Raw genomic sequence first — 13,896 nt, 5'->3', positions numbered from 1 at the left:
TAAGGTAAAGCTTTGGATTAAGGGCGTTGATGGAGGAGTAAATTATGGAACAAGACTATGAAAAGATTTTAGTGCCAGTTGACGGATCAAAAGAAGCCGAGATGGCTTTTCGCAAGGCCGTGAAAGTTGCTCAAATGAATAATGGTCATATCGATGTTTTGACTGTGCTTGATACAAAGCAGTTCATTGGTCTCCACGGTGGTATGTTAAATGGGGATGTAATTTATCAACTTTCAGAAGATGCTCAAAAATATTTGAACGAGCTTAAAGATGAAGCCGTTAAAAACGGTATGTCAGCTGATAACGTTGCGATTCACGTTCGTTTTGGTGAACCAAAGACAGTTATTGCTCAGGAGTTCGTTGAAGAATATAAGAATGATCTGATCATGATCGGATCAACCGGTATGAATGCCGTAACACGTTTACTTGTAGGTTCAGTTTCAGAATATGTTACAGGAAATGCTAGAACAGATGTTATCATCGTCAGAACTGACGTTAATAACAAAACAATCACTAGCAAAAAATAATATTTGAAACTCATTGAATACAAGCTAGAAAATCCAAATTCACAGCTGTGGGTTTGGATTTTTTTATTTGCCAGACTAGGAGGGACTGCCAGATGAGATGTCCATGGGCAGAAGACAGCTTTGAAGCTATGCAAAAATATCATGATACTGAATGGTGTAAACCAAGTCACGACGATAAATATTTCTTTGAAATGTTGACCTTGGAACTTTCCCAAGCGGGTCTATCATGGTCGACGGTCATCAAACGGCGTGACGGCTATCGCCAAGCTTTTGCGGATTTTGATGTTGAACGCGTGTCAAAGTTTGATGATCAGAAGCAAGCTGAATTATTGCAAGACGAGTCGATCATTCGTAACAAGTTGAAGGTCAAGGCGACGATCAATAATGCCCAAAAGATTGTCGAGATGCATCAAGCAGGAGAAAATTTTTCTGATTATATTTGGCATTTCACCGATGGCAAAATTATTGATCATCACTTTACGGATGAATCGCAGATGCCAGCGCAGGATGAGCTGTCCCAAGCGGTTAGCAAGGATCTGAAGAAACGTGGTTTTCGTTTTGTTGGTCCAACGATTATTTATTCGTTTTTGCAAGCGGTTGGGGTATTAAATGATCATTTAGATCAATGTGATTTTAAATAATTCGATTTTTCAGTATAATAAAGGCTAACTGGAGGAAGTAAAATGAATTCTGAAACTATTAGTGAGCTTGGAGAATGGATCGACGACAATGCTTCATCGATTGAAGATAAGTCAGTCCAATTCGATGCTCAACGTGTTTATGGCGTGATCGATCACTTGGAAGTTTTGAGAAAGCCAATTCAAGAATATTTTGACATGACTGAAGAAGACTACTATGAAAATGAGTCTGATCATCGCTTAACTCTACAAAATGCTGACGCTAAACTTAGCGAGCTCAAAGATCGCGTACTCGTGAACCATATCGACGGTTCACTAGCAGGCCACACGGTCAACTTTACTTATAATCACGAAGATCCATTCCCTGATGGTGAGTACAAACCTAAGGTCGATGTTGATTTGATCAATTATTCTTTTATTGTTATTGGTGCTGTTTTCGCAAACACGATCATTGCTGATGTTCGTAACTCAATCTCAAAAGATGCTATCTTATCAATTGGCCTAGCTGCCAAGGCATTATCTGACTGGCAGAAGTAAAATGAATTTATTAACGGTCAATGATTTGTCGTTTCAAAGAGAAGGTTACTTTGCATTTAAGCATGTAACCTTTTCTTTGTCTCAAAAAGAGTCCATCAGCATAACAGGCGACAACGGATCAGGAAAGACCGCCTTGTTAGAGACTCTTGTAGGATTGAATTTTCCTGACAGCGGACAGGCAAGATACGGTGCCGGCGTCAGGATTGCTTTCATGCCACAGATCGAGACCGAAGTCGTCCAAGAACCAGTCCGGGACTATTTAGAAATCAGACGTCAGGCAACAGGCGAATTAGGCGTTTCTAACGCTCAGTTAAAGGATCTGACTTCTTTTATGGGTATGTCACCATATCTTGATCATCCGGTCGATACTTTGTCGCGTGGGTTAAGTCAGCGACTAAGTTTCTTATTAGCAGTATGTCAACGTCCAAACGTGTTGATCTTGGATGATCCCTTTAGTTTTCAAAATAGTTTTTACGCTCATCAAATGGTCGAGATATTTCAAGATCTTAAAGAACATGGTGCAGGCATCATCGTTGCCGGTTCGATCAAAGATACAACTTTATCAGATGAGTTTGATTCCAAATACTTATTGCAACAAAAATCATTGAGTCCAGTTCAAACTGGTCGTGGTCAAAATTATTTATTAGCTTTCAAAGCTACTTCTGATTCAATGGCCATCACTAAAGAACTTGGTCAATACGTAACAGGTACTTTCGACGGGCAGATTCAATTGCGGGTCTCTTATAATCAAAAAGAAACGATCCTCAAAGCAATGCTCGAAATGAATTATTTGTTTGAAGGGATGGTCGATCTTGAAGTTTAAGCTTTTATTTGCCAATTTCTCGCGCATCATGATAGATGATCTTATTTATCCGATCACTTTAGGATTGATGATCATTTTGCAATTAACGATTCATCTATTGATCAGTAACGAAACGGCTATCAAATTCTCAAGTGTTATCCTACTGAACTTTTTTATTGCCATCATTTTAGCTATGTACTTTTTAAAACGGGACAGCAGTGAGAATCGTTACTTGAAACAGCGGGTCAACAGTTATCCTCTTTATGTCAGTACCCAAATATTGTTCATGGTCTTGATCAATGCAGTCACGGCTATCATTTCGGGGATCTTTACTTTCCTCTTTTCTGATACGCCAGCAGCCAATGGAACGATGTTTTTGACTTTGATGACGACTGCTTGGATCGGTTCAGCAATTATCTTTGTATGTCGGTCAATGATGACGAATCATAAGTACATCGCTACAATTTGTTTTCTATTAATAGTATTATTTTCATTAGCGGATAGTAATAACGATATCTTGAGTTATATCAACTGGATCTTGCCACCAGTATCGAATTTGATTACTACCTTTCAAGAACGAACCGAAATGGTTGCGTTATTGCCGCTGGTCTTACGACAATTTGTCTACTCCATACTGCTTTTTGCCATTGGTGGTTTGTTCAATAAAAAAAATTACGCAAACTAAAATAAAAAGCTTGCCAAGGGAGATTCTTTTTGATTAAATATCGAAATGAAGAATTTTAGGTTATGGAGGTCGTAAAATGAGTAACATCTATTTGCGTCAAGCTAGAAGTGAAGATTTACCAAAAGTATTCGACATTATTTCCGGTGCAAAAAAGACACTTAGAGATCGTGGCGTTGACCAATGGCAATCAGGTTATCCTGATGAAGCGATTTTGAAACAAGATTTAGCAGATGGTATCAACTACGTTATGCTATTAGACGGTGACGTTGTTGGGACTGCTGCTTTACAACAAGGTACAGAACAGAGTTATGAAGAATTGAGCAACGGTACCTGGGACAAGGACTCCAACAAAGAATACTCCGTTATTCATCGGATCGCTGTTGAACCAGGTCATCAAGGCCAGCATTTATCAGCTGCTTTGATCCGTCAACTGTTGACCATTTCTTACCAATTAGGATATTCAGATGTCAGAATCGATACACATCCTGATAATTTGGTAATGCAACACGTCATTACGACCAACGGTTTTATTGAAAAAGGTGAAATCAGTATGGAAGAAGACGAAGGCGCTAGAAAAGCGTATCAATTGCTTTTACATTAAAATAAGTGCAACAATTGAATAGTAAATTATAGTTTCTTAATTAAAACCATCATTATTGATGGTTTTTTTGTTATTTTGGGTCAAAAACATGATAATATTTAGTCGACTAGGAGATTATGACCTTGAAAATTAAATTTCTTACTAAAAAAATATTCAAACGTAGACCAACAGAATTTGTCTCTGTTCAAACTGAAAGTTTAATGCGAAAATTAAAACCGAGACCGTTTTTTACTGAATATATTGCCAATGTTTTCATGAAAAATGTCAAACCGAACATCTCAGACAACTGTCTGACTTTGTCAGTAGTGACTGATACTCATGAAAAGGCAATTGCTAGTTCTTCATATTATGGTCTCAACGGCATTCGCCACATAATTGAAGCCAACAAAGCTTGTGACAACCTGCCGGTGGATTACAATATCCACTTAGGTGACATGATCGATGGGAGCGACAAGCCTGAGATCAGTCGCGGGTTACTGCAATTTACGATGGAAAATTATCAGAACAGCCAACATCCTTTCTATATCCTTGAGGGTAATCATGATGAGAACGACAAATACGACGAACATAAATTTGTCAACACTGCTTCATTCTCTCGTGACGACTATTATGACTTGGTCACTAGAAATAATTTTGAACAGTCAGCTATTAAGCACCCCAATGCTGTTTCAAAAATTGCATATGTGGATAAGGGCGATATTCGCGTCATCTTCTTGAATACTAGCGATATTCCTTATATCCTAAATGGTGGCTCTAAAAAATATGACTTCAAAAAGACTCGTGGTATCCGCGAGCAACAAATTGAAGATCTGATTGAAGTTTTGGAGCAGACTGTCGACAAGCATGTTGTTGTTTTTGGTCATGCAAATTTGATCACCCCAAGCGGCAGGTCGGCATTGAATTTTAATGGTGACTTAGTGCAAAGGATTTTTACTGAATTTAATAATAAGTCTACTGGGCAATTGCAAAATGAATTGACCGGTGATTTTGGTGTGAATGTTCATTATGATTTTACGCAGACAGGTATTTCGCAAATATCTAATTATTTATGTGGGCACATGCATTACGAAAAGTACTACAAAGTTGCCGGAATTAATCATATAATATTAAATTGTTCGGCACTTATGGGAAAAAGGCACGGACTAACCACTGATTATAATAAAAAATGGGATCGCCGATACAACGAGGTTTCTGAATTGGCGGGGTATTTCATCAATATCAATCCCGATAAAATGCTGTTGCAGATCTTTGGTTATGGGGCAGCAACACGATTTGTAAGTTTTGAAATTTAAGGAGAATTAATATGTGCGGTATCGTCGGTTTTGTAGACAAGAAAATCGCTGACAAAAAGCCGGTTATTGAGGCAATGATGGATACGATCAAGCATCGTGGTCCTAATAGCTCAGGGGAATTGATCAACGAAGACACGGCACTGGGATTTCGTCGATTAAGTATTATCGATATCAACAGTGGTATGCAACCAATTTATAACGAAGATAAAAGCAAAGCTATCATCTTCAACGGGGAAATTTATAACTATCAAGACATCAGAAAGAATTTGATCGCTGATGGTCATGTTTTCACTACAGAAACAGATACCGAAGTTTTACTTCACGGATTCGAAGAATGGGGCATGGAAGGCCTTTTGAAACAGATCCGTGGAATGTTTGCATTCGTTATTTATGATTTGAAGACAGGAGACATTACTGGTGCCAGAGACTTCTTTGGTATCAAGCCACTCTATTATTACAATAAGAATGGCACATTCATTTTTGGCTCTGAGATCAAATCATTTTTGAAACATCCAAATTTTCAAAAAGAACTTAACAAAGAAGCATTGAAGCCATATTTGACTTTCCAATATTCAGCTCTCAATGAAACTTTCTTTAAAAATGTTTTCCGTATTCCTGAAGGACATTATTTCACCTTCAAGGATGGCAAATTACACATCAAAAAATATTGGGATATTGATTTCAAAGAAAACCATCTCAGTTTTGAAGAAACAGTTGAAAAAATCGATGCTGCTTTACGTGACTCAGTTAAAGCTCATGCTATCAGTGATGTACCTGTGGGTTCATTGCTATCAAGTGGTGTTGACTCAAGTTACGTCACAGCAATCTTGAAACCTCAACATACTTATTCAATCGATTTTGATACGAGTACTTATGAAGAAGGTAGTGCAGCTAAGGAATTAGCTGACAATCTCGGCTTGGAAAATACTCGTGGCATCGTTACAGCAGACGAAGCAATGAAGTCGATCCCGTTGATCCAATATTATATGGATGAACCTGACTCCAATCCATCATGTGTACCACTTTACTTCCTGACTAAGTTAGCTAGTAAAGATGTGACGGTTATTCTATCTGGAGAGGGTGCGGATGAATTGTTTGCTGGCTATGCCAATTATGGCTACCATTCGCATTCTAAGACCGTCAGAGTCTTTGCCGAGGAATTGAAGAAACTTCCTAAGGGTGTTCGTTACAAACTTGCACATGGCCTTAAGAAGCTTCCTAACTTCCCTGGACGTTTGCATTTGTATGAATCAACCGCTAAGGCTGAAGAGTTCTTTATTGGCCAAGCCAAAGTTTTCAGTGAGCAAGAGGCAGCTGAAGTTGTCAAACCTGAATTTGAGAAGTCGCGGTCAGTCAAAGATATCGTTATGCGCAGCTATCGTAAGGTAGCTAACTATCCAGATGAGGTCAAGAAAATGCAATATCTCGATCTTCATCAATTCATGGCTAACGATATTATTTTGAAAGCTGATCGGATGAGCATGGCTAATTCAATGGAATTACGAGTTCCTTTCTTGGACAAAAAAGTTGCTGAATTAGCAGAAACGATTCCTACGAAATACTTATTGAACAGCAAAGATAGTAAGTATGCTTTACGTGTTGCCGCTGAACGAGCTTTACCAGAAGCTTGGGCAAAGCGTGAAAAGTTAGGTTTCCCAGTTCCAATTCGTGACTGGATCCATACTGAAAAGGTTTATCATGAAATGCACGAATTGTTCAGCCAAGATTTTGTCAGTGAATTCTTTGATCAAAATAAGATCTTGAAAATGCTTGATGGATTTTATCATGGACAAAATGATGATCGTCGCAAGATCTGGACAATCTATACCTTCTTGATCTGGTATACGGTATACTTCATCAACGATGGTCAAAAGCCAGATGTTGAGCCTAAAGTTAAAACAGCTAAAGCTGTAACAAGTAAATAAATTAATCGTGTCTCGTCAATCTAAATGATTGAGAGGCACTTTTTTGTTTTAAAAGGGATGTTTTCCCAATCTAACGAAAAAATGCTAAAGTAAAACCATAGATAAGAGGAGGAATTTTATATGGAAACTTATACCTTAAGAGACGGTTTGACCGTACCTAAAATTGGTTTTGGTACCTATAAATTGAACGGATCACATGGAGTCAATGTGATCGATTCAGCAATCGATCGAGGATACAGATTGTTGGATACAGCCTTTAATTATGAAAATGAAGGAGCAGTAGGTGAAGCAGTTCGCCGCTCATCTGTTCCACGTTCAGAACTCTTGATTTCATCGAAATTGCCAGGAAGACAAGTATGTTGAAGCTTGGCAAGCCTTAGTTGACGCGAAGAAATTTGGTCTCATCAGATCAATTGGTGTTTCAAACTTCTTGCCAGAACATTTGGACCGTTTGGAAAAGGAAACCGGCGTAATGCCATCCATCAATCAAATCGAGTTGCATCCATACTTCAACCAAAAGGAACAAAGAAAGTATGACCAAGAACACAATATAATGACACAAGATTGGAGCCCACTAGGCAGAGCTAGTCAAATGCTCCAAGACGAAACGCTCAAACAAATAGCCGAAAAGTACAACAAAAACGTCGGCCAGCTAATCCTAAAATGGGAATTACAACTAGGAACACTACCAATCCCCAAGTCATCAACACCAAAAAGACAAGCAGGCAACATAGACATCTTTGACTTCGAAATAAGCAAAGAAGACATGGAAACCATCAACGGACTAACCAAAGAAGATGGAAGAACACATGATCAAGATCCTGCAGTTTATGAAGAATTTTAAAAAACAGAGCGCTATTTCCCACGGGTGACTACGGGGCATAAGGCAGAAAGGCGGTAAGGGCCCGTCAGGCCCGGAGCCTTTTTGACTTGTGCACCGTAGTCAGTGGGAAAGTGCGCGTTTCCGCTATAAAACAGTAAAAGTTTGGCAACCAAGAGTGAACAAATTCCGATAAAACAGTAAGAGTTTAACAACCAAGAGTGAACAAACTACTAAAAACAGCAGTGATTTTCCACCCGAAATCCCGCCAACCCAAAACACAACAAAATATCAACAACCAAAAGCTCTTATCCCAAGATAAGGGCTTTTTTACTACCCAAAATACCCGGAAAACAGCAAAATATTAAAAAAAAGTTTAAATAAAAAGTCACCTAGTTTGCAATACTAGCTTAAAAGTTTATACTAACCACATGGGGAAATACATTATTAAAGTGAGGGATTCATTGTGAATGAATTGGATGACTGGTTAAACGAAATTTCGACTTATAAGCTGCCACGCTGGGAAGAACTTCCCGAATTAGAACTGTACCGCGATCAGTTACTGACGCTAGTCGATCGCTATTTAAGACCAATTTGGATTGATGATACGCCAGTCGTGACTGCTTCAATGGTCAATAATTACGTTAAAAATGACATGATGCCTGCCCCAGTTAAAAAGCATTATCGTAAGAGTCAATTAGCATACTTGATCGTGATAACTTTTTTGAAACAAGTCGTGTCAATGGACGAGATCAAAGCGGGGATCCAATCAGAAACCATTCAATTACATAGTGTTGAACATGCGTATAACACATTTTGCGAAAAGCAAGAAGCGGCTATCTCAAATCTCAGTAACTCTCAGCCAAGAAAAATTGCCCCAACGGATTCAATGAGTGACCTACTGATTGAGATGGTGACACGTACGTTTGCAACAAAATTGATAACTCGAAAAATTTTATCGATTGAAAATGTTGAAACCACAAAAAGTCAAATTAAGAAAGGTAAGAAATAATGACTGAAAAGATTGCTGTATTTGTTGACTCTTGTTGTGATATTCCTGAAGAGTACTTATCAAAAGAGGGAATATATGAATTACCAATGCAAATTATTTATAAAGATAAAAGCTATTTAGACCGAGTGAATATTACTGCCGGTGAAGTTTATGAACATCTACCTGAAGAAATACCTAAGACCTCATTGCCAACAGGAGACTCGATTCAACGTAGTCTTGACGAGGCTTATGACGCCGGCTACCGTAAAATCATCGCCATTTCGATCTCATCAAACTTAAGTGGAACGTATAATTTTTTGCGAACCTTATTAGATGCGGACGGCCGTTTTGAGTATCATGCCTTTGATACCAAGCAAGTCGCTATTGGTTCAGGCTTAATTGCCGTTGCCGCTAAACACATGATCGACGATGGAAAAAGTTTTCAAGAGGTCATAGATGGGGTTGATCGTGCTTGTCAAAAGGCAATCACTCTTTTCTGCATACCTACGTTGACTTATTTACGTGCTGGTGGGCGAATTGGCTTAGTTTTTTCGATGGTTGGCAGTGTTTTAAAGTTGGCTCCGATCATTACTTGTAACGAAGAAGGTATCTACACACCGATTGCTAAAGCTCGTGGAATGAAACGTGGTCAAAAGATCATGCGTGATAAGATCAAAGAATTCACTAAAGGTCATCACAAGTATTTATTAGCCGTTGCTCACGGTGCTGATGAAGAAGAGGGCGGTAAGATGCTGGCTAAATTAGAAGAAATGGGTATCCATGGTACTCATGAATATTTCGAAGAGGTCGGACCTGCTTTAGGTGTTCATACCGGACCTGGACTAGTCGGTGTTGCCTGCACAATCCTGGACTAAAGCTTTAACAAAACGCAAACAATAATAATTATTATTAATTTGAAAAGTCACAGCCTAAAAAGCTGTGGCTTTAATTATTTGTAATCACTATTTAAAATCAATTAACGTTAAATATAAGAATTTGATTTTTTATTAAAATATTGATATCATGCTGTATTTGATTGTGCCAATTACCTGAAGAGTATAAAGTCAAATATGGTATAATCATTTGTGATTGTAAATAATTAAAATAATCGAATTTGAGTGAGAGGCTGATACCTATCGAAACTGAATCAGGAAAGAAATTCACACCGGTGCTTTTAGGTAGTGATATGAACGTCTACGGAATGGCCCGTGCTTTCCATGACCTATATGGTGAAACTGTTAAGGCCTATGCTGAAACACAGTTAGCTCCGACACGTTATACTAAAATACTTGATTTAACGCTCTTCTCCGGATTCTCAGAGGATCCAGTTTTCATCGAAAAGATGCGCGAGATCGCTAAAATTTATGACAAACATGATGAACCAGTAATATTGATTGGATGTGGGGACGGTTATGCCGAACTCATTAGCAAACATAAAGAAGAATTATCAAAGACCTTTATTTGTCCTTACGTGGATTATGATTTATTGAAGTCGTTGAACAATAAAGAGAGTTTTTACAAAGTAGCCGACGAATACAACTTGCCACATCCATTGACGAAGATCATTACTAAGTCGATGTACGATAATAATAAAGATATGGATGTTCCATATGATTATCCTGTTGCTTTAAAACCGGCTAACAGTGTTGAATGGTTGGATATCCATTTTGAAGGCCGAAAGAAAGCATTCACGATCCATTCGGATGAAGAGTTCAATGATATCGTCGGTAAGATTTATGATAACGGCTATACGTCTGATTTGATCTTACAAGACTTTATCCCTGGTGATGACTCCAACATGCGTGTATTGAATGCTTATGTTGATAAAGATAATCACGTTAAGATGATGTGTCTTGGTCACCCTATCTTAGAGGACCCAACTCCACAATCAATCGGAAACTACGTAGCCATTGTGCCTGATTTCAACCAAGATGTTTACGACTTAGTTCAAAAATTCTTGGAAGATATCAAGTTCACAGGTTACGCTAATTTTGATATGAAGTATGATTCACGTGATCAAACTTTCAAGTTCTTTGAAATCAATCTTCGTATGGGCCGCAGTAGTTTCTTCGTGACCCTCAACGGTTATAACCTTGCCAAATATGTTGTGGAAGATTATATTGAAAATAGCTTAGAAAACGAACCAACTGTTTACGCTAACAAGAACAAAGCACAACATAAGCTTTGGTTAGGTATCCCGGTAAAAGTTTTCCGGAAGTATGCTGCCCACAACGAAGCAAGTGAATATGCTGAAGAATTGATCAAGCAAGACAGAATTGGTACGACCGTTTTCTATGACAAAGATCGTTCATTCAAGCGCTGGTTGCTGATGACATATATGTTCCATAACTATGTCAAACGATTCAATCAGTACTTCGAAGTCAACAAAGGACGAGATTTCGAAAAATAGGGGGCTGTACAGATGGATGAATTAAAGGATTACAATGTTCGAAAAATTGAATATGATCGAATTTTGATTTGTGTTGATTCTGACGACTTTGTTTCTTCAAAGAATGCATTTAATTATGCTTGTTCTTTAGCAAAGCACTATAACGCTAAGCTGGGAATCGTGTCAGTATTGGAAACTGGGGATTTGAACATTTTCCAATCATTGGACAAAGAAACGTTGAAAGAACGCCGTAACCAAATCAAGGAACTTCTTGAGGCATACGGCCAAAAAGCAAAAACATATGGTGTTCAAGATTTACATCTCATGGTTACTGAAGGTAATCCAGGACATGTTATCGTGGAACAAGTAATTCCTAAATTCCAACCAGACTTAGTGATCGTTGGTGTTGAAGAGAAAAACCGCAACCGTAATACAATCGGTTCGCAAGCTGCTCGGATCGTCAATGATTCTAATGTTTCTGTCAGTGTTATCAGATAAAACTTTTTAGTCTATTTCTTGGGAGGCTGGGACAAAGTCCCAACCTCCTTTTTCTATCTGCACAAAGCACATCCTTATTTTTATAAATATATTAGTGTTATAGTGGTATTCAAATAATTTTGGTGGTGAAGAAATGTTTACAAGTAAGGTAGTTGGCGGAGCCGGCGATATGGTCGATGCAAAACCTGCTAGTTATAAAGAAAATCTCTATTTAGCTGTTAACGGAGAATGGCAAGAAAAGGCCGTTATTCCAGCAGATAAGCCTCGGACAGGTGGCTTTATGGACCTCGACGAAGCCGTTGAAAAAACCTTGATGAACGAGTTCCACGAATTTGCTCAAGATGAAAGCAAAGTCAATGATGACTTAATGCTTCAGGCAGTCAAACTCTATCGCCTCGCAAATAACGTCGAACATTTAAACAAGTTTCATCAACAACCAATTTTGAAAGATATCCAACGGATAACTGATTTGAAAGACGTCAATGACTTGAGTCAACAGCTGGCCAAATTATCGGCTGACAACTTCGACTTGCCAATCGACGTCTCAATCGATGCGGATATGAAAGACACGTCAACTAATGTTGTTTACATTGAAGGCGCAAGCTTGATCTTGCCTGATAAATCTTACTATGAAGCTTACAACGAGTCTGGCAAGGCTTTGCTGAAAAAATTTCAAGAAGTATCAGTAAGATTGCTTTCGATGGTCGGCTATGACTTGAAGAAGGCTCAAGCTATCGTCGAAAGGGCTTTGGCCTTTGATAAATTACTCGTGCCGATTGTTAAGAGTCAAGAAGAGTGGGCTGATTATACTAAGATTTACAACCCGATGCAATTTGACGAGTATGTCAAGAAGTCAGATGTCTTGGATCTTAAGTCACAAGTGACTGATTTGATCAACGACACACCTGATAAGGTTATCATCACGGAACCTCGTTATTTAGACGACTTGAATAAGATCGTAAATGCTGACACCTTTGAAGAGATCAAAGCTTGGATGCTGGTTCAATATTTGACTGACTATGCTGCTAATTTGGATGAGGAGTTCCGTCAAACGATTGGTGAATACTCATTAGCTTTGAGTGGCGCCAAAGAATTACAAAACCGAACGAAGTATGCCTATCACAAGGCTGCTCGGATTTTTGATCAAGTTGTCGGTGCATACTATGGTGAAAAGTATTTCGGTGCTGATGCTAAAAAAGATGTTCAACAAATGGTCAAAAAGATGATCAATATTTATGAACAACGTATTTCTGACAATAGCTGGTTGGGTGAAAATACCAAGAAAAAGGCTATCGTTAAATTGGAAAAGATTGCCATCAAGGTTGGTTATCCTGACAAGATCGAAGATATTTATTCACGCTATGAAGTTGAAGAAAATGCTTCATTATATGACAACGTGGTCAAATTTAATCGGATCAAGCGCCAAGATGAGCTCGACAGTTTCCATCGTCCAGTCAACCGTGGCAAATGGTTGATGCCTGGACATATGGTCAATGCTTGTTATGATCCATCAAGAAACGATATCACTTTCCCAGCTGCTATTTTGCAAGCACCATTTTATAGTTTGAAGCAATTCAGCAGTCAAAACTATGGTGGTATTGGTGCCGTTATTGCTCATGAGATTTCTCATGCTTTTGACAATAACGGAGCTCAATTTGATGAATACGGTAATATGAACAACTGGTGGACTGATGAAGATTACGCTAAATTCAAGAAGTTAACTCAGAAGATGATCGACGAATTCGATGGTATCCCATATGCCGGCAGCAAAGTTAACGGTAAATTAGTCGTTAGCGAAAACGTTGCTGACGTTGGTGGTTTACGTTGTGCTTTGGAAGCAGCCAAGACTGAATCTGATGTCAATTTGAACCAATTCTTCGTTAACTGGGCTCGAGTATGGCGCTTGAAAGCTACAAAAGAATTCAATGAACTACTTTTGAAGACTGACGTTCATGCACCAGGCCCACTTAGAGCTAATGTTATGGCTCAAAATATGGATGAATTTTACCCAGAGTTTGATGTAACAAAAGGTGATGGCATGTGGCTCGATCCTGAAAAGCGTGTCAATATTTGGTAATAATTAAATTAACTATAAGTTCCACAAACATTGCTTCCAAGCTAACGTTTGTGGGCTTTTTTTTATTCCAAAATGTAATCAATACGCTCCAAATAGGAATATTACAGTCGAAAG

Annotated in this window: 13 protein-coding genes and 1 pseudogene; all 14 read left to right on the top strand. The window is 38.5% G+C overall.

Going from position 1 to position 13,896, the window contains the following annotated elements; translation table 11 throughout:
- Positions 1-44 precede the first annotated feature (44 nt).
- The 14 genes and pseudogenes from FC27_RS05750 (at position 45) to FC27_RS05685 (ending at position 13,782) form a co-directional block, all read left to right on the top strand.
- On the top strand, positions 45-527 hold the full coding sequence (locus FC27_RS05750) for a universal stress protein (RefSeq protein ID WP_010625185.1): 483 nt from the start codon (positions 45-47) through the stop codon (positions 525-527).
- A gap of 92 nt (positions 528-619) precedes the next feature.
- Positions 620-1,168 (top strand): DNA-3-methyladenine glycosylase I, encoded by a 549-nt coding sequence (locus FC27_RS05745; protein WP_010625184.1) that lies wholly within the window; start codon positions 620-622, stop codon positions 1,166-1,168.
- A 42-nt stretch (positions 1,169-1,210) separates the two neighbouring features.
- Positions 1,211-1,702 carry a hypothetical protein gene (locus FC27_RS05740; protein ID WP_010625183.1) on the top strand — a complete coding sequence of 164 codons (492 nt, stop codon included), beginning with the start codon at positions 1,211-1,213 and terminating at the stop codon, positions 1,700-1,702.
- A 1-nt stretch (position 1,703) separates the two neighbouring features.
- Positions 1,704-2,525, top strand: a complete 822-nt coding sequence (locus FC27_RS05735) for an ATP-binding cassette domain-containing protein (RefSeq protein WP_056938081.1) — start codon at positions 1,704-1,706, stop codon at positions 2,523-2,525.
- On the top strand, positions 2,515-3,189 hold the full coding sequence (locus tag FC27_RS05730) for a hypothetical protein (RefSeq protein ID WP_010625181.1): 675 nt from the start codon (positions 2,515-2,517) through the stop codon (positions 3,187-3,189). The genes FC27_RS05735 and FC27_RS05730 overlap by 11 nt, the downstream gene beginning before the upstream one ends.
- A 76-nt stretch (positions 3,190-3,265) precedes the next feature.
- Positions 3,266-3,790: a GNAT family N-acetyltransferase gene (locus FC27_RS05725; RefSeq protein WP_010625180.1), complete on the top strand. Its 525-nt coding sequence runs from the start codon at positions 3,266-3,268 to the stop codon at positions 3,788-3,790.
- A 122-nt stretch (positions 3,791-3,912) separates the two neighbouring features.
- Positions 3,913-5,082, top strand: a complete 1,170-nt coding sequence (locus FC27_RS05720) for a metallophosphoesterase family protein (RefSeq protein WP_029508229.1) — start codon at positions 3,913-3,915, stop codon at positions 5,080-5,082.
- Positions 5,083-5,093: 11 nt separating this feature from the next.
- The gene (gene asnB, locus FC27_RS05715; protein WP_010625178.1) at positions 5,094-7,007 is read left to right on the top strand and encodes an asparagine synthase (glutamine-hydrolyzing); all 1,914 of its coding nucleotides are present in this window, start codon (positions 5,094-5,096) and stop codon (positions 7,005-7,007) included.
- A gap of 120 nt (positions 7,008-7,127) precedes the next feature.
- Positions 7,128-7,851, top strand: a pseudogene (locus FC27_RS05710) (aldo/keto reductase).
- 442 nt (positions 7,852-8,293) lie between these two features.
- Positions 8,294-8,839, top strand: a complete 546-nt coding sequence (locus tag FC27_RS05705) for a DUF1836 domain-containing protein (RefSeq protein WP_010625177.1) — start codon at positions 8,294-8,296, stop codon at positions 8,837-8,839.
- The gene (locus FC27_RS05700; protein ID WP_010625176.1) at positions 8,839-9,693 is read left to right on the top strand and encodes a DegV family protein; all 855 of its coding nucleotides are present in this window, start codon (positions 8,839-8,841) and stop codon (positions 9,691-9,693) included. Before FC27_RS05705 ends, FC27_RS05700 begins: the two co-directional genes overlap by 1 nt.
- Before the next feature lie 311 nt (positions 9,694-10,004).
- Positions 10,005-11,228, top strand: a complete 1,224-nt coding sequence (locus FC27_RS05695; protein ID WP_010625175.1) for a carboxylate--amine ligase — start codon at positions 10,005-10,007, stop codon at positions 11,226-11,228.
- A 12-nt stretch (positions 11,229-11,240) separates the two neighbouring features.
- Positions 11,241-11,705 (top strand): universal stress protein, encoded by a 465-nt coding sequence (locus FC27_RS05690; RefSeq protein WP_010625174.1) that lies wholly within the window; start codon positions 11,241-11,243, stop codon positions 11,703-11,705.
- A gap of 169 nt (positions 11,706-11,874) precedes the next feature.
- The gene (locus tag FC27_RS05685) at positions 11,875-13,782 is read left to right on the top strand and encodes a M13 family metallopeptidase (RefSeq protein ID WP_029508227.1); all 1,908 of its coding nucleotides are present in this window, start codon (positions 11,875-11,877) and stop codon (positions 13,780-13,782) included.
- Positions 13,783-13,896: the final 114 nt, after the last annotated feature.

Source organism: Companilactobacillus versmoldensis DSM 14857 = KCTC 3814 (assembly GCF_001434295.1).
Taxonomy (GTDB): Bacteria; Bacillota; Bacilli; order Lactobacillales; family Lactobacillaceae; genus Companilactobacillus; species Companilactobacillus versmoldensis.
This window is presented reverse-complemented; position numbering and strand designations above follow the sequence as displayed.

Bases quoted from the DNA above. Each gene is read 5' to 3' on its own strand.
- FC27_RS05750 (WP_010625185.1), top strand. From the start codon at position 45: ATGGAACAAGACTATGAAAAGATTTTAGTGCCAGTTGACGGATCAAAA.
- asnB (WP_010625178.1), top strand. From the start codon at position 5,094: ATGTGCGGTATCGTCGGTTTTGTAGACAAGAAAATCGCTGACAAAAAG.
- FC27_RS05695 (WP_010625175.1), top strand. From the start codon at position 10,005: ATGAACGTCTACGGAATGGCCCGTGCTTTCCATGACCTATATGGTGAA.
- FC27_RS05685 (WP_029508227.1), top strand. From the start codon at position 11,875: ATGGTCGATGCAAAACCTGCTAGTTATAAAGAAAATCTCTATTTAGCT.
- FC27_RS05690 (WP_010625174.1), top strand. From the start codon at position 11,241: ATGGATGAATTAAAGGATTACAATGTTCGAAAAATTGAATATGATCGA.
- FC27_RS05700 (WP_010625176.1), top strand. From the start codon at position 8,839: ATGACTGAAAAGATTGCTGTATTTGTTGACTCTTGTTGTGATATTCCT.
- FC27_RS05725 (WP_010625180.1), top strand. From the start codon at position 3,266: ATGAGTAACATCTATTTGCGTCAAGCTAGAAGTGAAGATTTACCAAAA.
- FC27_RS05735 (WP_056938081.1), top strand. From the start codon at position 1,704: ATGAATTTATTAACGGTCAATGATTTGTCGTTTCAAAGAGAAGGTTAC.
- FC27_RS05745 (WP_010625184.1), top strand. From the start codon at position 620: ATGAGATGTCCATGGGCAGAAGACAGCTTTGAAGCTATGCAAAAATAT.
- FC27_RS05740 (WP_010625183.1), top strand. From the start codon at position 1,211: ATGAATTCTGAAACTATTAGTGAGCTTGGAGAATGGATCGACGACAAT.